The organism is Leifsonia sp. SIMBA_070 (genome assembly GCF_046534635.1).
Taxonomy (GTDB): domain Bacteria; phylum Actinomycetota; class Actinomycetes; order Actinomycetales; family Microbacteriaceae; genus Leifsonia.
In genome coordinates this window covers 1,662,208-1,685,366 of record NZ_JAWRYK010000001.1, presented here as the reverse complement: position 1 = coordinate 1,685,366, position 23,159 = coordinate 1,662,208, and the positions used below count along the sequence as shown (strand labels likewise).

The 23,159-nt window shown below is 70.0% G+C and carries 16 protein-coding genes and 1 tRNA gene; 6 read left to right on the top strand and 11 right to left on the bottom strand.

Going from position 1 to position 23,159, the window contains the following annotated elements; all coding sequences use genetic code 11:
* Window positions 1-17 precede the first annotated feature (17 nt).
* The 3 genes from SB754_RS07885 to SB754_RS07875 are packed head-to-tail and all read left to right on the top strand — an operon-like array spanning window position 18 to window position 3,488.
* On the top strand, window positions 18-1,826 hold the full coding sequence (locus SB754_RS07885) for a DEAD/DEAH box helicase (protein WP_410783285.1): 1,809 nt from the start codon (window positions 18-20) through the stop codon (window positions 1,824-1,826).
* A 51-nt stretch (window positions 1,827-1,877) separates the two neighbouring features.
* Window positions 1,878-2,618, top strand: a complete 741-nt coding sequence (locus tag SB754_RS07880; protein WP_410781779.1) for a VIT family protein — start codon at window positions 1,878-1,880, stop codon at window positions 2,616-2,618.
* A 33-nt stretch (window positions 2,619-2,651) separates the two neighbouring features.
* Window positions 2,652-3,488 (top strand): AMP nucleosidase, encoded by an 837-nt coding sequence (locus SB754_RS07875; RefSeq protein WP_410781778.1) that lies wholly within the window; start codon window positions 2,652-2,654, stop codon window positions 3,486-3,488.
* A gap of 39 nt (window positions 3,489-3,527) precedes the next feature.
* Here SB754_RS07875 and SB754_RS07870 read toward each other — a convergent pair whose 3' ends face one another.
* The 7 genes from SB754_RS07870 to SB754_RS07840 form a co-directional block, all read right to left on the bottom strand.
* Window positions 3,528-6,914 carry an error-prone DNA polymerase gene (locus SB754_RS07870; protein ID WP_410781777.1) on the bottom strand — a complete coding sequence of 1,129 codons (3,387 nt, stop codon included), beginning with the start codon at window positions 6,912-6,914 and terminating at the stop codon, window positions 3,528-3,530.
* A complete protein-coding gene (locus SB754_RS07865) occupies window positions 6,914-8,500 on the bottom strand; it encodes a DNA polymerase Y family protein (RefSeq protein ID WP_410781776.1) in 1,587 nt (528 codons plus the stop codon). The genes SB754_RS07870 and SB754_RS07865 overlap by 1 nt, the downstream gene beginning before the upstream one ends.
* On the bottom strand, window positions 8,501-9,211 hold the full coding sequence (locus tag SB754_RS07860; RefSeq protein WP_410781775.1) for a hypothetical protein: 711 nt from the start codon (window positions 9,209-9,211) through the stop codon (window positions 8,501-8,503).
* A gap of 233 nt (window positions 9,212-9,444) precedes the next feature.
* Window positions 9,445-10,278 (bottom strand): DUF3097 domain-containing protein, encoded by an 834-nt coding sequence (locus SB754_RS07855; RefSeq protein ID WP_410783284.1) that lies wholly within the window; start codon window positions 10,276-10,278, stop codon window positions 9,445-9,447.
* Window positions 10,279-10,332: 54 nt separating this feature from the next.
* Window positions 10,333-10,623 (bottom strand): DUF6504 family protein, encoded by a 291-nt coding sequence (locus tag SB754_RS07850; protein WP_410781774.1) that lies wholly within the window; start codon window positions 10,621-10,623, stop codon window positions 10,333-10,335.
* Window positions 10,624-10,704: 81 nt separating this feature from the next.
* Window positions 10,705-13,629 carry a SpaA isopeptide-forming pilin-related protein gene (locus SB754_RS07845; RefSeq protein WP_410781773.1) on the bottom strand — a complete coding sequence of 975 codons (2,925 nt, stop codon included), beginning with the start codon at window positions 13,627-13,629 and terminating at the stop codon, window positions 10,705-10,707.
* Between the two features lie 199 nt (window positions 13,630-13,828).
* Window positions 13,829-16,822, bottom strand: a complete 2,994-nt coding sequence (locus SB754_RS07840; protein WP_410781772.1) for a SpaA isopeptide-forming pilin-related protein — start codon at window positions 16,820-16,822, stop codon at window positions 13,829-13,831.
* A gap of 159 nt (window positions 16,823-16,981) precedes the next feature.
* On the opposite strand from SB754_RS07840, the gene SB754_RS07835 reads away from it, so the two are divergent.
* The gene (locus SB754_RS07835) at window positions 16,982-17,458 is read left to right on the top strand and encodes a DUF1707 domain-containing protein (RefSeq protein ID WP_410781771.1); all 477 of its coding nucleotides are present in this window, start codon (window positions 16,982-16,984) and stop codon (window positions 17,456-17,458) included.
* A gap of 19 nt (window positions 17,459-17,477) precedes the next feature.
* Here the strand turns inward: SB754_RS07835 and SB754_RS07830 are convergent, their stop codons facing one another.
* The 4 genes from SB754_RS07830 to SB754_RS07815 form a co-directional block, all read right to left on the bottom strand.
* A complete protein-coding gene (locus SB754_RS07830; RefSeq protein WP_410781770.1) occupies window positions 17,478-18,566 on the bottom strand; it encodes a VIT1/CCC1 transporter family protein in 1,089 nt (362 codons plus the stop codon).
* A gap of 81 nt (window positions 18,567-18,647) precedes the next feature.
* Entirely contained in the window at window positions 18,648-19,625 is a 978-nt protein-coding gene (locus SB754_RS07825; protein ID WP_410781769.1) for a helix-turn-helix transcriptional regulator, read from the bottom strand.
* 50 nt (window positions 19,626-19,675) lie between these two features.
* Window positions 19,676-20,638 (bottom strand): cation diffusion facilitator family transporter, encoded by a 963-nt coding sequence (locus SB754_RS07820; RefSeq protein ID WP_410781768.1) that lies wholly within the window; start codon window positions 20,636-20,638, stop codon window positions 19,676-19,678.
* Window positions 20,639-20,706: 68 nt separating this feature from the next.
* Window positions 20,707-20,791, bottom strand: a tRNA-Leu gene (locus SB754_RS07815).
* Window positions 20,792-20,941: 150 nt separating this feature from the next.
* Here SB754_RS07815 and SB754_RS07810 point away from each other — a divergent pair.
* Together SB754_RS07810 and SB754_RS07805 are read left to right on the top strand one after the other, a co-directional pair.
* Window positions 20,942-22,261 carry a M20/M25/M40 family metallo-hydrolase gene (locus tag SB754_RS07810; RefSeq protein WP_410781767.1) on the top strand — a complete coding sequence of 440 codons (1,320 nt, stop codon included), beginning with the start codon at window positions 20,942-20,944 and terminating at the stop codon, window positions 22,259-22,261.
* Between the two features lie 30 nt (window positions 22,262-22,291).
* Window positions 22,292-23,155: an undecaprenyl-diphosphate phosphatase gene (locus tag SB754_RS07805; protein ID WP_410781766.1), complete on the top strand. Its 864-nt coding sequence runs from the start codon at window positions 22,292-22,294 to the stop codon at window positions 23,153-23,155.
* Window positions 23,156-23,159 lie beyond the last annotated feature (4 nt).

Below are 23,159 nucleotides of genomic sequence, written 5' to 3'. Positions count from 1 at the left end.
CAGCAGCACCCGAGCCGATCGAGCCGGACGACGGCACAGAGCGACCCGGCGTACACGCCGGAAGCTTCGCCGCCGAGCACCTCTCGCCGTCCTTCCCGGAGCGTGCCGCCTGGGGCACGGCGGGCAAGCTCCGCGCCTGGCAGGCGGAGGCCCTCGACGCCTACTTCGTGCACGAGCCGCGCGACTTCCTCGCGGCGGCGACGCCGGGCGCGGGCAAGACGACGTTCGCTCTGCGGCTCGCGACCGAGCTGATGTCGCGCCGCATCATCGAGCGCGTCACGGTGGTTGCGCCGACCGAGCACCTGAAGCGGCAGTGGGCGGAGGCGGCCTCCCGTGTCGGCCTCCACCTCGATCCGGACTTCAAGAACTCGGACGGGCGGTACGCGCGCCACTACCGCGGCGTCGCCGTCACGTATGCGCAGGTCGCGATGCGACGCTCCCTGCACAAGGACATCACGGAGGCCCACAAGACGCTGGTGATCCTCGACGAGGTGCACCACGGCGGCGACGCGCTCAGCTGGGGCGACGGCATCCGGGATGCGTTCGAGCGCGCCACCCGGCGGCTCTCGCTGACGGGGACGCCGTTCCGCTCCGACACCGCGCCGATCCCGTTCGTGACCTACCTCCCGGACCGGCAGGGCATCCGCACGTCGGTCACCGACTACAACTACGGCTACGGCCGGGCGCTGGAGGACGGCGTCGTCCGCCCTGTCATCTTCATGGTCTACGCCGGTCACATGCGGTGGCGGACGAAGACCGGCGACGAGATGGAGGCTCGGCTCGGCGAGGGCAACACGAAGGACATCACCTCGCAGGCCTGGCGGACCGCGCTCGATCCGCGCGGCGAGTGGATCCCTGCCGTGCTGTCGGCGGCCGACCGCCGCCTGACCGAGGTGCGCAACTCCATCCCGGACGCGGGCGGCCTCGTCATCGCCACCGATCACTACGCCGCGCGCGCCTACGCCGACATCCTGCACCAGATCAGCGGAGAGCCGGTCACGGTCGTGCTGTCGGACGAGAAGGAGGCGAGCGACCGGATCGAGGAGTTCGCGAAGGGCGACTCCCGGTGGATGGTCGCGGTGCGGATGGTGTCGGAGGGCGTCGACGTCCCACGGCTCGCCGTCGGCGTGTACGCGACCAGCGCCTCCACGCCGCTGTTCTTCGCGCAGGCGATCGGCCGCTTCGTGCGCGCACGCCGGCGCGGCGAGACGGCGTCGGTGTTCCTGCCCAACGTCCCGGCCCTGATGGCGCTGGCGAACGCGATGGAGCTGGAGCGCGACCACGCGCTCGACCGGGTGACCGACGAGAACGCCGAAGGCGACCTGTGGAACCCGGAGGACGCGATGGTCGCCGAGGCGAACCGCGAGGAGCGGGCCTCCGAGGCGCTGACGGAGGAGTTCGCGTTCGAGGCGCTCGGGTCCGAGGCCAACTTCGACCGCGTGCTCTACGACGGCAAGGAGTTCGGCAGCTTCGCCGTCCCTGGCACGGACGAGGAGCACGACTTCATCGGCCTCCCCGGCATCCTGGAACCCGAGCAGGTGCACGAATTGCTGCTGCAGCGCCAGCAGCGCCAGGCGCGGCGCCACTCGTCGCGTCCGCCGACCGCGGAGGGGCACCCGCCCGCGCCGCTGCACCGGACACTGAAGGAGCAGCGGCAGCTGCTGAACAGTCTGGTCGGGTTGTATGCGAAGAACACGGGGGAGGCGCACGGTCTCATCCACGCCGAACTCCGCCGAGTGTGCGGCGGCCCGGCGGTCGCACAGGCGAGCGTGACACAGCTGCAGGCGCGGATCGACTACCTGCGCAAGCGACTCGGCGCGCATTAGGGTCGCCGAACCTTCCTGGCGCCGCGGTCGGGGCGTTCCTAGGCTGGGGACATGAGCGACATCACCGGGGGAGCGGACTCCATCCCTGAGCAGCATCCGGACGAACCGCACCGCGGCGGCCTTGCGCAACGGCTGAACTGGCTGCGGGCGGGCGTGCTCGGCGCGAACGACGGCATCGTCTCCGTCGCCGCTGTCGTCGTCGGTGTGGCGGGAGCGACCAGCTCCGTCCCGGCGATCGTCACGGCCGGACTCGCCGCACTGGTCGGCGGTGCGATCTCGATGGCGCTGGGGGAGTACGTCTCGGTCAGCAGCCAGCGCGACAGTGAGCGCGCCCTGATCGCCAAGGAGCGCCGCGAGCTCGCCGAGATGCCGGAGGAGGAGCTGGAGGAGCTGACCGGCCTCTACGAGCAGCGCGGCTTGTCTCCGGCGACCGCCCGGCAGGTGGCCGTGGAGCTGACAGCGCACGACGCGCTAGCGGCGCATCTCTCCGCCGAGCTCGGCATCGACCAGGACGACGTCGTGAGCCCGTGGCACGCCGCGCTCGCCTCGGCCGTCGCGTTCACGTGCGGCGCGGTGCTGCCGATGCTCACCATCCTGCTGCCGCCGGAGATCCGCATCCCGGTCACGTTCGTCGCCGTGCTGGTGGCCCTGGCGGTGACCGGCTACGTCGCTTCGTGGATCGGCGGGAGCGCCCGCGGGCGGGCCATCGTCCGCGTAGTCATCGGTGGCGCCCTGGCGCTGGCCGCGACGTTCGCGATCGGCTCGCTGCTCGGGACGACGGTCGCGGGCTAGCGGGAACGGCACAGTCAGGACAGACTGCGGATCATGGTCGACGCTGAGAACACGGTGGACACGACGTCCGTCGTGCCCCCGCCCTCCTCGATGAAGGACAAGGCAGACATCGTCCGCGACTGGCTGCCCCGCTACACCGGGACGCCGTTGGAGGAGTTCGGCGAGTACATCCTGCTCACCAACTTCGGCGACTATGTGGAGCGGTTCGCCGAATGGTACGGCGCCGAGGTGCGCGGGCTCGACCGGTCGATGCCGAACGCGACGGCGGACGGCATCACCATGGTCGACTTCGGCATGGGCAGCCCGAACGCGGCGACGGTGATGGACCTCCTCTCGGCCATCTGCCCGAAAGCGGCGCTGTTCCTCGGCAAGTGCGGCGGGGTGAAACGCAAGAGTCGGCTGGGCGACCTGGTACTGCCGATCGCGGCCATCCGCGGCGAGGGCACGTCCAACGACTACCTGCCGCCGGAGGTCCCGGCGCTTCCCGCGTTCCAGCTTCAGCGGGCGGTGTCGTCGACCATCCGCGACTTCAAGCAGGACTACTGGACGGGCACCGTCTACACGACCAACCGGCGCGTGTGGGAGCACGACGACACCTTCAAGGAGTACCTGAAGCGCACCCGCTGCATGGCGGTCGACATGGAGACGGCGACGGTGTTCGCGGCCGGGTTCGCCAACCGCATCCCGAGCGGCGCGCTTCTGCTCGTCTCCGACCAGCCGATGACGCCGGAGGGCGTGAAGACCGCGCAGAGCGACCTCGGTGTCACGCGCGACTTCGTGGAGCACCACATCCGGATCGGCGTGGAGGCGCTGCGTCTGGTGCGCCGCAACGGCCGCAGCGTGCGCCACCTCCGCTTCGAAGACGACTGACCAGCGTTCCCCGTCCCTGTCGTCGAAGTGGAGCGCGGGTCAGCGGAAGTCGCGGGAGGTGGTGCGGATGCCCGTGTCGAGGGCCTCCAGGCGGTCGGCGACGATGTTGACGACGCCCTCCTCGCTGCGCTCCAGGATGCCCCGGACGATCATCGCCGGAGCCTGCCGGGCCACCCGGCGGTAGCGGTTCCACACCCCGACCGGGCAGACTACGTTGACCATCCCGGTCTCGTCCTCGATGTTGAGGAAGGTCACCCCCGCGGCCGTCGCCGGTCGCTGCCGATGGGTGACCACGCCGCCGACCTCGATGCGCCGCCCCGACTCGCCCGCGGCGAGCGCGTCGGCCGTGCGGACGCCACGCGCGGCCAGGGCCGGCCGCAGGAACCGGATCGGATGGTCGTCCGTCGAGATCCCGGTCGACCACAGGTCGCTGGCGAGCTGTTCGGCGGGGGAGAGCAGCGGGAGGAGCGGAGGCTGCACCGTGATCGCGGTCCCCGCCAGGAACTCGGGGCGCTCCTGCGCGGCGTTGCCGGCCTCCCAGATCGCCTGCCGCCTGCTCAGGTCGAAGCCCTCGAACGCCCCGGCGGCCGCCAGCGCCTCCAGCTGCCCGGTGTTGAGGCCGGTGCGTCGGGCGAGGTCGGCGAGGTCGCGGTACGGACCGTACGCCTCCCGCTCTGCGACGATCCGCTCGGCGACCTTCTCGCCGATGGAGGTGACGGAAGCGAGCCCCAGCCGGACGGCGTGGCCGGCATCCAGCCGATGCGACCCGTAATCGAGCGGCACTGCCGGGTCGAACGGCCCGATCGGCGGCTGGTCCGGCTCCCGGCACGGGTCGGAGCCGGTGGGTCCGGGCCGCGCGGCGTCCAGCGGCTCCAGCAGCGGGAACACACCCGACCGCTGGATGTCCGGCCGCTGCACGACCACGCCGTGCCTGCGCGCGTCGGCGGTGAGGGTGCGCGGCGAATAGAAGCCCATCGGCTGCGCCCGCAGCAGCCCGGCCAGGAACGCGCCGGGGTAGTGCAGCTTCATCCACGAGCTCACGTAGACGAGCAGGGCGAAACTGATCGCGTGGCTCTCGGCGAAGCCGAAGTTGGCGAACGCCTCGATCTTCTCGTAGATCGCGTCGGCGTCGGCTCCCACGATGCCGTTGTGCTCCATCCCCGCGTACAGCTTCGCCTTCAGCGCGTCGATCTTCTCGACCCCGCGCTTGGAGCCCATCGCCCGCCGCAGCTGGTCGGCGTCCTCGGCGGTGCAGTCGCCGACCGCGACGGCCATCTGCATCAGCTGCTCCTGGAACAGCGGGACGCCGAGCGTCCGCTCCAGCACCGGCACGAGGGACGGGTGCAGGTAGGTGACCGGCTCCTTGCCCAGCTTGCGGCGGATGTACGGATGCACCGCACCGCCCTGGATGGGGCCCGGCCGGATCAGCGCGATCTCGATCACGAGGTCGTAGAAGCTGCGCGGCCGGAGGCGCGGCAGCGTGCCGATCTGGGCGCGGCTCTCCACCTGGAACACGCCGATCGAGTCGGCCCGGCAGAGCATGTCGTAGACACCGGCCTCCTCTTTCGGGATGGTCTCCAGCGTCCACTTCTCGCCCAGAGACGCCTCGATCGTCCGCATCGAGTAGTCGAGCGCCGACAGCATCCCGAGGCCCAGCAGGTCGAACTTGACCAGGCCCATCCACGCGCAGTCGTCCTTGTCCCACTGCAGCACCGTCCGGCCCTCCATGCGGGCGTGCTCGATCGGGCACACCTCGCCGACCGGGCGGTCGGTGAGCACCATGCCGCCCGAATGGATACCCAGGTGGCGCGGGAACTTCAGCACCTGCTGCGCCATCCCCACCACGTCTTCCGGGATGTCGTGGTCGTCGCTGGTCTGCACGCTGCCCCAGGAGTCGATCTGCTTGCTCCAGGCGTCCTGCTGGCCGGTGGAGTAGCCGAGCGCCTTCGCCATGTCGCGCACCGCGTTCTTCGGCCGGTACGTGATCACGTTGGCGACCTGCGCGGCGTTGTGCCTGCCGTACTTGGCGTAGACGTACTGGATGACCTCCTCGCGCCGATCCGAGTCGAAGTCGACGTCGATGTCGGGCTCCTCCTCGCGCATGCTGGAGAGGAAGCGCTCGAACGGGAGGTCGTACTTGATCGAGTCGACGGCCGTGATGCCGAGCAGGTAGACGACCGCCGAGTTCGCCGCCGACCCGCGGCCCTGGCAGAGGATGCCGCGGCTGCGGGCGAACTGCACGATGTCGTGGACGATGAGGAAGTACCCCGGGAAGTCCTTCGCCTCGATCACGTCCAGCTCGCGTTCGATGCGTTCCCGCTTGGCAGGGTTGCGGTCGAGGTCGGGGTAGCGCTCCACGGCGCCGCGCCAGGTGAGCTCGCGCAGCCAGCTCATCGGCGTGTGCCCCTCGGGCACCTCCTGCTTCGGCAGCCGCGGCCGCGCGCTCCGCAGCCGGAAGGCCAGGTCGTCGGCGATGTCGACCGTCCGCTCGACGGCGCCGGGGTAGCGGGCGAAGCGGCGGGCCATCTCGGCGCCGCTGCGGAGGTGCGCGGCGCCGGACGCGGGGAGCCAGCCGTCCAGCTCGTCGAGGCTGCGCCGGGCGCGCACGGCCGAGACGGCGGTCGCCAGCGGGTACTGCGCCGGGCTCGCGTAGTGGACGTTGTTGGTCGCGACCGTGGGCAGGCCCAGCCGTCCGGCGATCCTGGTGAGGACGTCGTTCTCGGTGGAGTCGCGCGGGCCGCCCTGGTCGATCAGCTCCACCAGCACGTTGTCCCGGCCGAACAGCTCGGTCAGCCGCGCGACCTCGCGCTCGGCCGCCTGTTCGCCGTGCTCGGCGAGCGCGAGCCGGACGTCGCCCTTCCGGCAGCCGGTGAGGACCATCCACTCGCCGCTCGCCTGCTCGGCCAGCTCGTCGAGGCGGTACACCGGGCGGCCCTTCTCCTCGCCGGCGAGCTGGCCGGCGGTGATCGCGGCGGCGAGCCGGTGGTACCCCTCCTGCCGCCGGGCGAGCACCACCAGGTGGCTGCCCTCCGGGTCGGGCTCGCCGTTCTGCGGCCGGGTCAGCGACAGGGACAGCTCGGCGCCGAACACCGTCTTCACCCGGTCGTACGCCTCCGCCGCCTCGGCCAGATGCACGACGCCGTACAGGCCGTCGTGGTCGGTGAGGGCCAGCGCGTGCAGGTTCAGCCGAGTGGCCTCCTCCAGCAGCTCCTCGGGGGAGGAGGCGCCGTCGAGGAAGCTGAAGTTGCTGTGCGCGTGCAGCTCGGCGTAGCGGACGGCTCCCTCCGGCGCCTCCGGGATCGGCTGCGGGACGTACTTCTGCCGTTTCCGCGACGACGGCCGCTCGTCGGGCTGCTGCCCGGTGCGCCGGCCGGACAGCCTGCGCTCGAACTCGGCCCACGGGATGGGCGGGTTGTCGAAACCCATCAGTCGTACCGCGCTTCCGCGAACCAGCCGGAGCCTGCGAGGGAGAGCAGCCACGCCGTCCCGTCGGCGTCGACCAGCTGGAAGCGGTGCATCGCGCGGGAGAGCGACGCATCCCACCACCGCTCGCGCACCGGCCACGGACCCGCCCAGGAGTCCACCGGCCGCGCATCCCGCGGCTGCCCGGTGGGCGAGAACAGGGCGAGCGGCGCGGTCACGTCACCGCGGTCGGTCACCTCGACCGGCCGGCCCTCCTCGGTCAGCACTGCGACAGGACGCGGCACCTCGAACACCGTCGACGGCGCGGGCGCAGGCAGCGACCCCGGCCACGGCCGGTCCGCGCGGGCGACCCCCACCGGCCGGTCGCCCCACGGCACCAGCACCTGCCGTTCGGCCGGCGCCCGGCCTCCCGCGATCGTCGCCGTCACCACCGCCTCGTGCCCGAGCATGCTCTGCACGCGGGTGAGGCCGTGGTGGATGCGCTCGTCCGCGCCGCCTCCCCACAGGCCGTCCTCGTGGTGGCCGATGTCGTCGACCGACTCGGGCTCCAGCGCGACCCGGGCGATCGGCGACGACAGCCCGGAGTCGATGGCGCCTGCGCCCTGCAGCTGCCAGCGCACCCGGTCCACCACGTCCGCGGCGGAGAACAGCCGCGGGTGCAGCCAGGTGCGCTCGCTGACCCGGCCGGACTCGTCGGTCACCTCGACCCGCAGCGACGTGCACACCAGCCCGGCCTTGGTGAGGCCGGCGACGAACTGCTCCGCGGCGCCGCGCACCGCGAAGGTGACCTGGTCGACCCGGTCGAGGGGAGGCTCGAACTCGATGGCACGGTCGAGCTGCTTCGGCGGGGTGCGCGGCACCACCGCCGTGCCGTCGAGGCCGCTGGCGAGGGTGTGCGCCTGCTCGCCCCGCTCGCCGAACCGCTCCCGCATGTCCACCCGGGAGAGCGCGGCGATGTCGCCGAGGGTGTGCAGGCCCAGCCGGCGGAGCAGCGGGGTGAGGTCGGCGAGACCGAGCTGGGCGACCGGGAGCGGCGCCAGGAACGCGGGGGAGCCGCCGTCCGGGATGACGCGCACCCGCGCTCCCGTCGCCCCGGTCAGCCCTGTGGACCGGGCGGCCTGCTCGGCGGCGAACGGTCCGTCGGCGACACCGACGCGCGCATCCGGCAGCCCCAGCCCCTCCAGGCAGCGCAGCAGCTCGGCCGCCGCCTCCTCCTCTCCGCCGTAGTAGCGGGCGGGGCCGCGCGCCCGCAGCACGAACGTGCCCGGCCGGACCGGCTGCACCCCTGGCGTGATCTCCTCCACCCGGGCGAGCACCGGCTCGAAGGCGCGGGCATCCTGCCCGGGGTCGTAGGGGACGACCTCCAGCTGGGGGCACCGGGCCTGCGCCTCGCGCATCCGCAGCCCGCGCTTCACGCCGTCGGCCCGTGCGGCGTCGGAGCAGGCGAACACCACGCCCTTCTCGACCAGCGCCAGCGGCAGGTCGGCCGGCAGGTCGAGCGCCTGCCGGGCCGCGATCACCGGCCAGTCGGGGCACCACACCACGATGGCGCGGGTGACGGCCGCCTCGTACCCACGATTCGCGGCCACCTAGCTCACCGCCTCCAGCCGGGTGGGAGCCGATGCGCGGAAGCTCTCATCGACGGCGGGCAGCCACAGGTCGGCGGTGTGGCGCGGGCCGGAACCGCCGCGCGGCGCCGACTCGACCGTCACCCGGCGCGATGAGAGGTAGCCGTGGCCCGCGCCGAGCCCGTCCCAGCCGCTGCGCGCGACCGTGAGCGTCGCCTCCACCTGCGGCCAGTCGCCGGCGACGATGAGGGTCGCCTCCCGCTGCCGCAGCCGGGCGCTGAGCCGGGCGACGTCGCCACCGGTCGCACGGGAGGGCGGCGCGACGACGACCACGCTGAGCACGTCGACGACGGCTGCGGTCACGGTCAGCCAGTCGTCGCCGGGATGCGGCACCAGGACGAGCCGCTCCAGGTCGATGCCGAACCTCCCGGCCGCCTCCGCGCCGAAGTCGGGCATGCCGACCACGCCGCACCAGGCGCCAGCGGCGCTCGGGCCGGCCAGCATCGCCATCAGCAGCGTGGTGGACCCCCGCACCGAGTAGGCGGCCCCCGCCTTGAGCGCGCCGCCCGGCAGCAGCGGGCCGAGCGCGGGATGCGTCTGCAGCGTCCGGCTCTCGAGCTTGGTGGCCTGCATCTGCCGGATGCGGGTCTGCAGCTCGTGCACCTGCGCCCGGTCGTGCACCTGCGACCGGTCGGCAACCGGTTCGCTGGGGTGCGGGGCTACGAGGGACACCCTCCCATTTTCGAACACATGTTCGAAAGTCGCAAATGTATTTTTAGGTCTTGTTGCCTCGATATACCTGCGTCGAACTGTACGCCGGACGGCCGACAGGCGCGCCACCTATCAGCCACTCATCCGCCGCGGGCGGCGGCGACTGCTGCGCCCTGTCACGTATGCGGCCGCGCGCCGCACCGCACTCGTTCCGGAGGGCCGCACTCGTTCTGCTGGGTGGGCGGACCGGGAGTCTACGGCTCGGTGACGAAGTCGATCAGCTGCTCGACGCGGCCGAGCAGTTCCGGCTCGAGGTCGGAGAACGACCGCACCTGACCCAGGATGCGCTTCCACGCCCGCGCGACGTCGACCTGCGTCTCGTGCGGCAACCCGAGGGCGGCGCAGATGCCGTGCTTCCAGGGGACCGATCGGGGGATGGTGGGCCACGCCTCCAGCCCCACCCGCGCCGGCTTCACGGCCTGCCAGATGTCGACGAAGGGATGCCCGACCACGAGCACGTGCGCGCCGTACGGCCCACGGGCGACCTGCTCGGCGATGCGGCTCTCTTTCGAGCCGGTCACCAGGTGGTCGACCAGCACGCCGATCCTGCGGCTGCGGTCCGGACGGAACTCTTTCACGATCGCGTCCAGGTCGTCGACCCCTTCCAGGTATTCGACGACGACTCCTTCGACGCGCAGGTCGTCTCCCCAGACGCGCTCGACCAGTTCTGCGTCGTGGCGCCCTTCCACGAAGATGCGGCTGGCGCGTGCGACCCGCGCCTTCTGCTCACCGACCGAGAAGGACCCCGAGGCGGTACGCGTGCGGCCGGCCGGCGCTCGTGAGGGGGCGACGAGCCGGACCGGTTCGCCCTCGATGAGGAAGGATCCGCTCAGCGGGAACACCCGCTTCTTGCCGAAGTAGTCCTCGAGCTCGACGGTCTGCGCCTCCACGCGGGTGATCGCCCCGCAGAAGCCGGTCCCCGCCTCCTCGACGACGAGGGCGGTGACCGCCTCTGCGGTCGGCACGGGCTTCCGCCCGGCGTTCTTCCAGTCGCCGGCCAGCACATCCGTTCCGTAGCGGTCGTCCATCACCCGATGGAGGCTATGCGACCGGAGGCCGGACGCGGGGGAGCCACGCCCGCCTCAGTCGAACACGCGCACCAGGCGCCAGGAGCGGTCCACGGCGTCGTGGCGGACGTCGAACACGTGCGCCTCGCCCTCCTCGCTGGTGCCCTGGAATCGCCAGCCGCCGATCTCCCGGGGAAGCGTGCCGACGGTGTAGCGGTGCTCACCGAAGGGACGCCACCACGCGCACACCTCTGCCCAGACGGTCGGCGTGTCGGAGACGCGGTACCGTGTGGACCGCCACACCAGCCGGGTCGGGACTCCGTCTTCGGTCGTCCACACGGCGACCGCCTCGTCGATCTCGGTCATGCTGCCCACCTCGTCTGTCGAACATATGTTCGAGAACGAGTGTAACCGCCGACCGATGACATCGCATCCCGCGTGAGCCTCTCATGCCGTTCGACGCCGACGAATCAGATGCCACGAGGCGAGCCCGATCATCACGGCCAAGAGGCCTCCGCCGGTGATCGTCAGCGTGTCGCTGCCCAGCCCACCGGTGAACGGGAGGGTCGGGACCGGAAGCTGGTTGTTCACGACGTCGGCCAGCGAAACGGTCGTTGCCGCCTGCGCCACGGTGACCGTGATCGGGGTCGGGTCGACCTTGAATCCCACGGGCGCGCGGGTCTCTACCAGGCGATAGGTGCCCGGGCCCAGGTTCGTGACACGGAACAGCCCGCCCACAGGGTCGATGTCGGCACTTGGACAGGAGGATGCCGATTCTGCGACGCAGTCCGTGACGACGATGGCCGGTCCTGTCGGCGTGCCCGATGCGTTCACCGGTGTCAGAGTCCACTCCGCGCCCGCCAGGATGTTCTTCGCCGCGGTGGCATCCACTTTGTGCCACAACACGTCCGTCACGGTCACGCTCACCACCACCGTGCACAACGGATCGGATGAGCCTTTGGCACAGTTGCTTCCGCGCGTGGAGGACACGACCGTGTTCCGCAACGAATGCGGTCCCGTGTCCGGACTCTTCACGGTGACCGAGTACGTGATCGTCGCCGTTGCTGCCGGGGCGAGACTGCCAGACCAGGACAGGATCGGCGCTGCATACGAGACCGTGCCGACCGTCGCTTTCTGGTTGCCCGTGAAGGTGGCGTCCTTCAGCACCTCGGTGAGGTCATCGGTGAAGGCGGCCCCGACGTAGGCCTGAGTACCTGTGTTGAGCACAGTGATCGTGTAGGCGATGGTGTCCCCAGGTCGCGCCTGTTGTTGAGGGGAGGTTTTGCTGATCTTCAATCCGCACTGGGACGCGTCCGCTTGGACAGCGAACGATGCCGCTCCCGATGAGTTGCCCCCAGGGGAATCGCTGGCGCCCGTCGAGGTCGTCACGACGACGGCCGAATTCGACAACGTCAACGGCGTCGCAGCGTCGCACGCGACCGCCGGCGCCTTCGTCTTGAAGCACATCTGTACGGGGGCGCCCTGCCACGTCAGCCTGATCTGCGCGGTGGCGACCCCCGCTGCGTTGCTCACCCCGTTCAGTGTCACGGTCGCCGTGATCGACGTCACGGTCGTGGCGATGCCTTTCAAGTTCGCAGCTTGAGACGAGGTGAACGTCACGTTGTTGAAGGACGAGATGATGCTGTTGTTCTGGTCCCGGAGCGTGACCGTCCAGGTCGAGTATGAATTGGGGGCTGCTCCGACGATGGAGAGCACGTCCCACCCGGTGAATCCGGAAGCGCCCGCCGCGCAGTAGTAGCTCGCCGGTTTCGCGGTCACGGATTGAGGAGCAGAGGGAGCCGTGCATGCCTTGCCGGTGGTCGCGTCGAAAAGTGTGATCTGGCTCCCGTCGCCCGAAGCGATGAGGCAACCGGGAACGAGACCGTTGTCTGAGGCGTCTCTGACCGTGTAGTTGCTCTTGTTCATCACGTTGGTGAATCCCGTGCAGGCAGGTACCGTACCCGTGCCGGTGTACGTCTTGAAGTCGCGGCACATGACTTCGTTGCCGTTGGAGAGGTAGACCTTGGTGCCGATGATGTACGGATCGCCCGTGCCGATTCCCCCTGCGATGTAATTCGCGCCGGTGCCGGCGTAGGGGTTGCTCGCGAGAGCCGTTCCGCTGAGGTTCCAGCACGCGGAGGACGTCCCTTCGGCGTAGGTGATCGTGCACACTCCGGTCAGGGCGCCGGCTGTGGACAGGACGGGTGCATACGTGTTCCCGATCCACAGTGGACCAAGAGGGAAGGTCGCAGGTGCGGTGGTCTTCGGCCAGCTTCCGGTGCACAACGCGGTGCGCGTCGTGTCCCAGCAGAAGGTCTGCCACGAACTGGATTGCGTCTGCTGTACGCTCGCGAAGACGTAGGCACCGAAAGCGGCCGACGTGAACGCTGCCGGTGTGTTCACGCCCGACGTGTACAGATACGCACCGCCGCACACATCCATATTGGGTGTGGTGCAGAGGAGGGCGGCCTGGCCGACGTGCACGGCGACGCTGTATGTGTATCCGTTCGAGGCAGTCACGCCGGTGCCGTTGATCTGTGCGGCGCGGGTGTTGTTGTCCGAGACATTGCCGGTGCGAGCCCAGTACCCGCAGCTTTTCGGCGTCGTGGTCGAGAGATCGAGGCATGCCAAACCTGCGCTGGAATTGTCGGTCACACCTGCGTACCAGTACAGCTTGTTGTTGAACACGAAGGCCGCCGCCTGCACCGACGTCTTGCCTGCGAAGGAGACCCCCGTCCCGATCGCTGCACCGACGGTTGCCGACCACGGCTGGACGTTGCTGTTCGTCGGCCACCCGGGGCAGGTCTTTCCGTCCGCTTGTCCGCAGTACACGACTGCGCCGGTGGAATGGTGATAGACGGCATAGACCAGGCGATTGCGCACGACCGCGTTGTATGCGTCTCCACCGCTGAGGTTGAGTTCGATGGACGACGGTGCAGAGAAGCCGGGCGACAATTGGTGAGTCCCCTGAGGGATGTCGGTCGCAGTGAAACCGATTCCGGTCGCGTTTGCCGGCGGTGTGCCGGCGACCCAGGTTGAGCCCGTGGTGTATTGCGGTGCGATGGACCCGAGCGGATTCTGAAGGGGCGGCAGCGTCAACGACCCCGCGACATAGGTTCCCGCCGCGCTGATGGTGTCTTTGAGGTCGACTGTTGCGGTGGCGGCGGTGTTGTTCTTGTAGCTGGTGGCCCAGTCGATGGTGTCTCCAGGCTTCGCCGATCCCGGTTTGGGGCCGCCCGTCGCGTCGGACGCCGAGGTGGAGCCGTTGGCAGGGTTCGTTCCCGTCGTCGCGATGGTGGAGACCGCGGTCGCTGCGGCGTCCGAGAAGAGCTGAGGTAGCACCAGAGCAGCAGCGACACCTCCGATCGCCACGCAAGCGGCGATTCGGATAGCCAGGTTCCAACGACGAAGTCGCCGAGAGCGGGTCTCCCAACCTCGATTCACAATCAGTTCTCCTTCGTCCTTACGCGCACGCGAGACAATTCCCGGGGAGCGGAATGTCCCCATAAATGAGGACGAACGAGGGACGTGTTCTGCACGACAACGCCGCACTAATGACAGCAACGAACACTTAGCGGGTCGTCGTCGCTCCCCGGCGCCTCCGACGGCCGGGTAGGGGGTGTCGGGCGAGCAGCCATCCGGCGAGCCCGAGGGCCGCCGCGAGGAGACCGCGTCCAGTGACGGTCAGGATTTCGGCACTGACGCCGCCGGTGAACGGCAAAGCCGGAACGGGCGCCTGTCTGTTGACGACATCCGGCAGCCTGACTGTCGTCGATTCCTGCTCGACGGTGACGGCGTGGGGTGCGGAGACGACGAGGAATCCGGCGGGCGCCCTGGTCTCAGTCAGGTGATATGTGCCAGGGGCGACGCCGGCCACTCGGAACTCCCCGGGCATCGGGTCGATGTCGAGGCCCGCGCACGAGGTCGACGAGCCGGCAGTGCAATCGACGAAGGAGGTCACGGGGCCAACGGCCCTGCCGGAGGCGTCTACCCGGGTCAGCGACCACTCGGATCCGGCGAGGACGTTGGCCGCCGGGCTGGCATCGACCTTGCGCCACAGCACCTCTGCTGCGCGGAGGCGGACTTCCACCGTGCACGGAAACCCGGTCATCGGCGGGCAGTTCGCGCCGGGGGAGTGCGACACGATCGTGTTCGCGATCACGCGAGCATCACCGGCCGGACTCTTCACCGTCACGGAATAGGTGATCGTCGCCACACCTCCTGGCTCCAAACTCCCCGACCAGGACAGGACGGGCGCCGAGTAGGTGAGCGCTCCGATCGAGGCGCGCTGATCGGCGCCGAAGTCGGTGGAGGAGAGGACCTCGCTGAGATCGTCAACGAACGACGCGCTGCCGTACGGCGCCGAGCCGGTGTTCTCGATCGTGATCGTGTACTCGATGGTGTCGCCAGGTACCACCGATCTGCGTGATGCCGACTTCTTCATCGTCAATGAACACCGGGACTCGTCCGACTGCGCGATGAAGGAGGCGACACCCGACCTGCTGATTCCCGGTCTACCGCCCGTGGTCGGCGTCGTCACGGCGACTGCGGAGTTGGAGAGTGTCACAGCATCGCACGCGGGCGGCGCCGTCGTCTGGAAGCACATCTGAACGGGAGCCCCGGCCCAGTCGATTCTGATCCGGCCCCGGGCGATCGCAGAGGAATCGCTCACCCCGGTGAGGACCACCGTCGCCGTCATCGACGTGACGGTGACCGGCACCGATGTCAGGGACGCTCTCGCTCCGGCGTCCACGGTGATGCCGTCGAATCCGGGGATGATGTCGTCGTTCTGATCCCGGAGAGTGATGGTGAAGCTCGCGTACGCGGCCGCGTCTGCGCCCGTCACGGAGAGCGCATCCCATCCCGTCATCGCAGAGGCGCCGCTGCCGCAGTAGTACTGAGAGGGGTCCACGGCGACGGTCTGCGGCTCCGACGGTCCGGTGCACGTACGGCCCGTCGTCGCGTCGAAGAACGTCACCTCACCGGCATCGCCGGCCGCGACCAGGCAGTTCGGTGCGATGTCCGCCGCGTCGCGGACGGTGTAGTTCCTCCCGTTCCTCACCGTCGTGAAGCCGTCGCAGGCGGGGACGGGACCGAAGCCCGAGTATTCTCCGAAATCCCTGCACATCACCTCGTCTCCTCGCGACGGGTAGACCTTCGTGCCGGACACGAACACGTCGCCGGTGCCGATGCTTCCTGTGTTGTAGTCGGCGCCTGTGCCGGCGTACGGGTTCTCCGGTACCGCGACTCCGCCGAGACTCCAGCACCCCGAGGAAGAACCGCCACCGTACGTGATGGTGCACACGCCGGTCAGCCGCCCCGTCGTCGAGAGCAGCGGCGCGAAGGTGTTTCCCGCCTTGAACGATGCGGGGGATGTGGTGAGTGGCCACGACCCCTGGCACAGGGTGGACGACGAGGAGTCGAAACAGAAGGTCTGCCAGGCGCTCGCCGCGGTCAGCTGGACGCTGGCGAAGACGTGATCGCCGTAGGTGGCGGTCATATAGACGGCGTTGGTCGTCACTCCGCTGCCGTAGAGGGTGACCCCTGGGCAGATCGCGGCGGCGGGGGTTGTGCAGATGAGGGCCGCCTGGCCGCGGCTGACCACCGCGGCATAGACGTTGCCGTTCGCTGTCGGCAGCCCGGTGCCGCTGATCTGGGCGCCATAGCCGTTGTTGTCCACCACCGGGCCGGTGCGGTCCCAGTAGCCGCAGCTGACGGGCGGCGTTGTCGAGAGGTCGAGGCACGCCATCCCCGAGCTGACGTTGGTGATCGCACCGGTGTGCCAGTACAAGCGGTCGCCCATCAGCCAGGGACCGGCTTGGAGTGCGGTCTTCCCGGCGAAGAACGGGCCGCTGCCGATCGGAGTCCCGACCGCGGCCGACCACCCTTGAGCGTTGCTCCCCGCGGGCCAGCCGGGACAGGTCGTCCCGTCCAGCCGGCCGCAGTACACCACTTCACCGGTGCTGTGATGCGCAACGGCGTACACCAGATGGTCTCGGACGACGACATCGTAGGAGTCGGCGCCCTTCATGGTGATCGGGTCGGCTGCCGGCAGTGTGAATGTGCCCGACAGCTGCGCGGTTCCCGACGGGAGGGCGGAGGCGGTGAAACCGATGCCCGTCGAGTCTGCCGGCGGCGCACCCGTCGTCCAGCCGGCACCTGTGGTGAACTGCGGTGCGACTGCGCCGAGCGGATCCGCCGATGGAGGCAACCGCAACGACCCGGGAACGTACGAGCCGGCCCTGCTGATGTCATCCATGACGGCGACGGCAGCGCCGGCACCCGTGCGGTTCTCATAGTCCGTGACCCAGTCGAGTGTGTCGCCCGAGAGCGCCTTCCCGGGGACGCCGTCCGTTGGTGCTGTCGAGCCGTTCGCGCGGTTCACGCCCGTGGTCGTCACCGCGGACGTCGGCGGGCTCGCGCTGCGTTCCGTCGTCGCCGCGCTCGACCGAACGTGCGGCGACGCCCAGGCGGCCACGGCGGTACCGGCTGTCACGGAGCTGACCAGGAGGACGACCAGGGCGTGGGCGCCGACTATCCGAGAACGGTGCCTCAGACGTGACATGAAGCGCTCCTTGTCTGCCGCGTGGCCGGCGATCTCTCTTCATCTCTGAGGACTCGATCGGGGCCGCACTCTGACGAAGCGGGCGTGGTCACGAAGGCAAAGCCGGGCATAGAGGTCCGCCTCTCGGCGCACCCGCATGTTCGCTGGCATACTGACGTCATGGCCGACATCACGGACCCGTCGGGCGCGTCGCTGCGCCTCAGCAACGATGAGCGCGAGCGGGCGGTGGCGGCGCTCCAGGCGCACGCCGCCCAGGGCAGGCTGACCGACGTGGAGGTGCAGACGCGTTCCGCGTCGGCCCGCTCGGCGGTGACCCGCGGCGACCTCGCTCCGCTCTTCGCGGATCTCCCGGGAGGCCTTCAGCTCGACCCGCACCCCGCGCCGCAGCAGCCCTACACCGCACAGCCGGGAGGCAACGGCTCCAGCTACCGCGAACCCTCCAGCCGCGAGCCGTCGAGCCGCGAGCCGTCGAGCCGCTGGGGACTGCTCGCCGTCTCCATCATCCCGTTCGTGTCGCTGATCCTCTTCTTCATCACCGGGATGGTGTGGGGCTACCAGTACAGCTGGCTCTGGTTCCTGCTCATCCCGCTGGTGGGGGCGGTCACGTACGGCACGGACGCCGGCCGCCGCAGATGAGGCCGGGGGCGGTGCGGCGTCAGCCGACCGTCGCGCCGAACAGCAGTCCGAGCACGTAGGTGGCGGCCGCCGCTCCGTAGCCGATCAGCAGCTGCCGGACCGCCCGCCGGAGCGGCGACGCGCCGGAGAGCAGACCGACGACGGCACCCGTGCCCAGGAGCACGATGCCGACGAGCAGCGCCGAGACGACGATCGCCGCGGTCCCGGTCAGGCCGAACAGGAACGGCAGGATCGGGATGAGCGCGCCCGAGGCGAAGAAGCAGAAGCTCGAGAGCGCGGCGTTCCATCCTGTCCCGATCGCCTCGTGCTCGTCCTCGACGTCCATCGCCGGAAGCGGGATGGGGGAGGTCACGGGCTGCAGGCTGGAGAGCACCTCGCGGGCGTGGCCGGCCGCTTCGTCCGGCGCCATCCCTCGTGCGCGGTAGACCAGGGTCAGCTCGTTCGCATCGACGTCGAGATGCGGGAGGGCCGACCCGGTCGCCGGGTTCGGGCTCGACGCCTCCAGCAGTTCGCGCTGCGACCGCACGCTGACGTACTCGCCCGCGCCCATCGAGAGGGCGCCGGCGAGGAGCCCGGAGATGCCGGTCAGGAGGACGACGTGCGTCGCCACACCGCTCGCGCTGACTCCGAGCACGAGAGCGAGGTTGCTGACCAGGCCGTCGTTCGCCCCGAAGACGGCGGCGCGGAAGGTGCCGGACAGTCGCTGCCGCCCCCGGGACGCGAGGGCGCGGACGACCTCCTCGTGCACCTGCTCGTCTGCCGCCATCTGCGGCGTCGCGTCGCTGTCGGACGCATAGGGTGAGCGGGCCTCCGCCCGCTGCGCGAGGGCGAGCACGAAGACGGAGCCGAAGCGCCGCGCCAGCCAGCCGAGCATCCGCGTGCGCACGTCCCCACGAAGCGGTCGGCCGGCCTGTTCGCCGAGCAGCTCGACCCAGTGCTGCTCGTGGCGGCCTTCGGCCTCGGCGAGGGCGAGCAGGATCTCGCGCTCCTCGCCGTCGCGGCGGCTGGCGAGGTCGCGGTAGACGGAGGCCTCCGCGCGTTCGTCGGCCAGGTAGCGTCGCCACCTCTTGATGTCGGCGGGGCTCGGGGTGCGTGCTGCGGTCGTCATCCCGTCCAGTTTAGATGAGCGGGCCGCCGACGAGCGGGCCGTCCGGTGAGCGCTCCGTCAGACGAGCGGGGGTTCCGATGCTCACGGTCGCTCCTCGATCGCCATCGCGGTCGCGGACCGGGTGAAGCGCCGCCCCCAGTCGGCTGCGGCGTGGACCGCCTCCTCCGGCCCGATGATCCGGAACGGCGCGTCGAGCGACGCGAGGCCGAACAGGGCCCATTCAGCACTGTCGGCGGTGATTCTGACCGAGCAGACGCCCTGGTTCGTCTCCTCGACGGTCGACCAGCGGCCCAGCACCTCGACGACGCGATCGTGCGCCGCCTCGACGATCGCCTCCACCACGGTCGGCTCGACGTGGCTGTGCAGCGACTCGCGGACGTACTCGGCAGCGTCCTCCGCCGGGAGGACGCGGGGGCGGAAACGTGTGCCGGTCGGCCGCGGCTCGGCGATGCGGTCGAGGCGGAAGCTGCGCCAGTCGAACCGGGTGAGGTCGTAGGCGACCAGGTACCAGCGGCGCTCGATGGAGACCAGCCGGTGAGGCTCCACCGCCCGGGCGGAGGTCTGCCCGTCGCGCGCCACGTAGGCGAATTCGATACGGACCTCGTCCCTGCACGCCTGGGCCAGCGTCGTCAGGATCCCGGGGTCGGTGGACGGCGCCGGGCCGAGCGCGGTCGAAAGGGTGGTCGTGCGGAGCGCATCCACGCGACGCCGTAGCCGGGGAGGCATGACCTGCACGATTTTTGCCAGTGCGCGGACGGAGGCCTCGTCGACGCCGGCGATGCCGCTCTGGGCGGCCGTCCGCAGCCCGACCGCCAGGGCGACCGCTTCGTCGTCGTCCACGACGAGTGGGGGGAGGGACGCGCCGGCGGCCAGCTGATAGCCGCCGGCGACGCCGCGCGTCGCGTCGACGGGATAGCCGAGGTCGCGCAGGCGCTCCACGTCGCGACGGAGGGTGCGCGCGGACACGCCGAGGCGTTGCGCGAGCTCCTGCCCGGGCCAGTAGCGGTTGGTCTGGAGCAGCGAGAGGAGCTGCAGCGCTCGGGATCCGGTGCTTGCCATGGATCCATTGTCTCGTCGAAGCGGTCAGAGTCTGTCCCCAATGGCCGCAATCAGGACGGTGTGGGTGCCGCGTCCGGGATGAGCGACGCAGCGCCGGGACGCGAGAGTGTCAGCACGGCCTCGGTGATCCAGGACGACCGCTCCAGCTCGGCCTCGATCTGTTCGAGGTCCGCAGCGACATCGGACTCGCGGTCGTTCCCGTGCAGGTCGACCGCGGCCACGAGGTAGAACTGCTCCGGGCCGACGTACTCGATGTGCAGGTAGGTCACCTTCTCGACTTCCGGGTGCTGCAGCAGAGTGGCGAGGGCGATCTGCCAGGCGCGGTCCGACCCGGGCTCGCCCAGCAGGAACCGCCGGTTCCGGTCGATCAGGACGACGGCGACGACCGCAAGCAGGACGCCGACGAGGATCGAGCCGAGCGCATCCCAGAAGGCGTTGCCGGTCAGCTGGTGCAGCAGCAGCCCGAGGAAGGCGATGACCAGCCCCACCAGGGCCGCCGAGTCCTCCGCGAAGACGGCGCGCAGAGTGGGGTTGGAGGTCCGCAGTACGTGCTCGAGCGTGCCCGTGCCGCTCGAGGTCGCCTTGGCGTGCGCCTGGCGGTACGACTGCAGGAACGAGATCCCTTCGAAGACGGCCGCGGCCGCGAGCACGATGTATCCGACGAGGTAGTCGCTGTCCTTCTCGTCGGAGGAGAGGGCCGAGACACCGTGCATGATCGAGACGACCGCGCCCGCCGTGAACAGCCCCACGGCGGCGAAGAGGCTCCAGACGTAGGACTCGCGGCCATAGCCTCCCGGATGTGCGGCATCCCGCGGTTTCGCCGCCGAGCGCTCGGCCTGGATGAGGAAGATCTCGTTCCCGGCGTCGGCCCAGGAGTGCGCCGCCTCGGCGACGAGGGAGGCGGAACCGGTCAGTGCTGCGGCCACCGTCTTGGCGAGGGCGACCAGGATGTTGGCGGCGAAGGCGAGCAGAACCGTGAAGAGGCTCGAGGAGGACCGTTTCCTGCGGGGCACAGCGACACCATAGTCCGGCTGGGCGAACGCGGAAGACCCCGGTCGCAGCGACCGGGGCCTTCGAGTTGTGTCCGAGGGGGGACTTGAACCCCCACGCCCTATACGGGCACTAGCACCTCAAGCTAGCGCGTCTGCCATTTCCGCCACCCGGACGGGTGTGCGCCACCGGGAGAGGTGGCAGGCACCCGGACTCGTCCGGCTGCCGAAGAAAGACATTAGCATGGTTTTCCCCGCCGGCAGCACTCGTCCACTCACCCCGGGCGTGGCGGCGCGGGCGTCGTCGGGGCCGGGTAGCGTTATGGGATGACCGACGAACTCCGAGCCTCCGAGGCCGCACTCGACGAGACCGCGATCATCGCCAGGGACCTCATTCGTTTCGACACCACGAACTACGGCGAGGGGCGCTCCAACGGGGAGGCCGACGCTGCCGGGTACGTGGAGGCGAAGCTCGCGGAGCTCGGGCTGGCGCCCCAGTCGTTCGAGTCCGATCCCGGCCGGGTCAGCGTCGTCGCACGGGTCGAGGGAGCCGACCGCACGAAGCCGGGGCTCGTCGTCCACGGCCACCTCGATGTGGTGCCCGCCGACCCGCGCAACTGGACGGTCGACCCGTTCGGCGGCGAGATCAAAGACGGCCTGCTCTGGGGCCGCGGTGCGGTCGACATGAAGAACATGGACGCGATGATCCTCACCGCGCTCGGCGACATCCTGTCGGCGGGGGAGAGGCCTGAGCGCGACCTCGTCGTCGCCTTCTTCGCCGACGAGGAGGACGGCGGTCGGCGCGGGTCGCACCACCTCGTCGACGCGCACCCCGAGCTGTTCGACGGCGCCACGGAGGCGATCAGCGAGGTGGGAGGCTACTCCATCGATCTCGCCGGTCGTCGCGCCTACCTGCTGCAGACCGGTGAGAAGTCCCTGGTCTGGATCAAGCTGATCGCCCGCGGGCGCGCGGCTCACGGTTCACGGCTCATCCGCGAGAACGCCATCACCAGGCTGGCGGAGGCCGTTGTCGCCCTCGGCCGCGAGGACTGGCCGGTCCAGCTGACCGCCACGACCTCCCGCCTGATCGGAGAGCTCGGCCGGCTTCTCGACGTCGACCCGCAGCGCATCGGCCCGGACGAGGTGGTCATCCGCACGGGGACAGCGGCCGGTTTCATCCTCGCCACCCTCCGCACCACGACGAACCCGACGCTGCTGGAGGCGGGCTACAAGCACAACGTCATCCCCGACACGGCGGAGGCGCTGATCGACATCCGGACGCTTCCCGGTCAGGAGGACGAGGTGCTCGCCCGCGTCCGCGAGCTGATCGGCGACGACGTCGAGATCGAGGTGATGCACCGCGACATCGGCCTGGAGGCGGAGTTCGGCGGGGGGCTCGTCGACGCGATCACCGGGACGCTGCAGCGCCACGATCCCGAGGCGCCCGTGCTCCCGTACCTCCTCTCCGGCGGCACCGACAATAAGGCGCTCAGCAGGCTCGGCATCACCGGCTACGGCTTCGCCCCGCTGCGGCTCCCGGCCGACCTCGATTTCCCCGGCATGTTCCACGGCGTCGACGAGCGGGTCCCGCTCGACGCGCTAGTGTTCGGGAGGACCGTGCTCCGCGACCTGTTGCGCTCGTACTGAGCCGACCCTCTCGAATCAGGACTCACACCCTTGGACTTCATCAACGCGCTGATCCTCGGCCTCGTGCAGGGGCTCACGGAGTTCCTCCCGATCTCCTCGTCGGCCCACATCCGCATCGTCGGCGAGCTGCTCGGGACGGGAGCGGACCCCGGTGCCCGCTTCACTGCGATCATCCAGCTCGGCACAGAGGCGGCAGTTCTTCTCTACTTCTGGCGCGACATCGCCCGGATCGTCGCCCAGTGGTTCCGTGCGCTCTTCGGACGTATCCCGCGCAACGACCCGGACGCCCGGATGGGCTGGCTCATCATCGTGGGCAGCATCCCGATCGTGGTCCTCGGGCTGTTCTTCCAGAATCAGATCGAGACCGTGTTCCGCTCCCTGTGGATCGTGGCCACGACGCTCATCGTGTTCGGCATCCTGCTCGGCATCGCCGACCGGGTGGGCGCGAAGACGAAGCGGCTGCGCGAACTGACCTGGGTCGACGGGATCATCTTCGGCCTCGCGCAGTCGCTGGCGCTGATCCCGGGCGTCTCCCGCTCGGGCGGCACCATTACCGCCGGACTGTTCATGGGCTACCAGCGCCGCGCGGCCGCACGCTACTCGTTCCTGCTCGCGCTCCCCGCTGTGTTCGGGAGCGGCTTCTACCAGCTCTACAAGGCGGTCAAGGAGCCGTGCACGCAGGCGCTCGCGAGCGCCGGCACCTGCACGCCGGAGGTGTTCGGACCGCTCGAGACGGCGGCGGCCACCGTCGTCGCCTTCGTGGTCGGCCTCCTGGTGATCGCGTTCTTCATGGGCTACATCTCCCGCCGGAGCTTCCTGCCGTTCGTGATCTACCGCATCGCCCTGGGCATCTTGCTGATGGTGCTGCTGGCCACGGGCGTCCTCCAGGCGTAAGAAG

What these genes read in the sequence shown, in the direction of transcription:
- SB754_RS07880 (WP_410781779.1), top strand. Translation starts at nt 1,878, where the DNA reads ATGAGCGACATCACCGGGGGAGCGGACTCCATCCCTGAGCAGCATCCG.
- SB754_RS07875 (WP_410781778.1), top strand. Translation starts at nt 2,652, where the DNA reads ATGGTCGACGCTGAGAACACGGTGGACACGACGTCCGTCGTGCCCCCG.
- SB754_RS07870 (WP_410781777.1), bottom strand. Translation starts at nt 6,914, where the DNA reads ATGGGTTTCGACAACCCGCCCATCCCGTGGGCCGAGTTCGAGCGCAGG.
- SB754_RS07855 (WP_410783284.1), bottom strand. Translation starts at nt 10,278, where the DNA reads ATGGACGACCGCTACGGAACGGATGTGCTGGCCGGCGACTGGAAGAAC.
- SB754_RS07850 (WP_410781774.1), bottom strand. Translation starts at nt 10,623, where the DNA reads ATGACCGAGATCGACGAGGCGGTCGCCGTGTGGACGACCGAAGACGGA.
- SB754_RS07840 (WP_410781772.1), bottom strand. Translation starts at nt 16,822, where the DNA reads ATGTCACGTCTGAGGCACCGTTCTCGGATAGTCGGCGCCCACGCCCTG.
- SB754_RS07835 (WP_410781771.1), top strand. Translation starts at nt 16,982, where the DNA reads ATGGCCGACATCACGGACCCGTCGGGCGCGTCGCTGCGCCTCAGCAAC.
- SB754_RS07830 (WP_410781770.1), bottom strand. Translation starts at nt 18,566, where the DNA reads ATGACGACCGCAGCACGCACCCCGAGCCCCGCCGACATCAAGAGGTGG.
- SB754_RS07825 (WP_410781769.1), bottom strand. Translation starts at nt 19,625, where the DNA reads ATGGCAAGCACCGGATCCCGAGCGCTGCAGCTCCTCTCGCTGCTCCAG.
- SB754_RS07810 (WP_410781767.1), top strand. Translation starts at nt 20,942, where the DNA reads ATGACCGACGAACTCCGAGCCTCCGAGGCCGCACTCGACGAGACCGCG.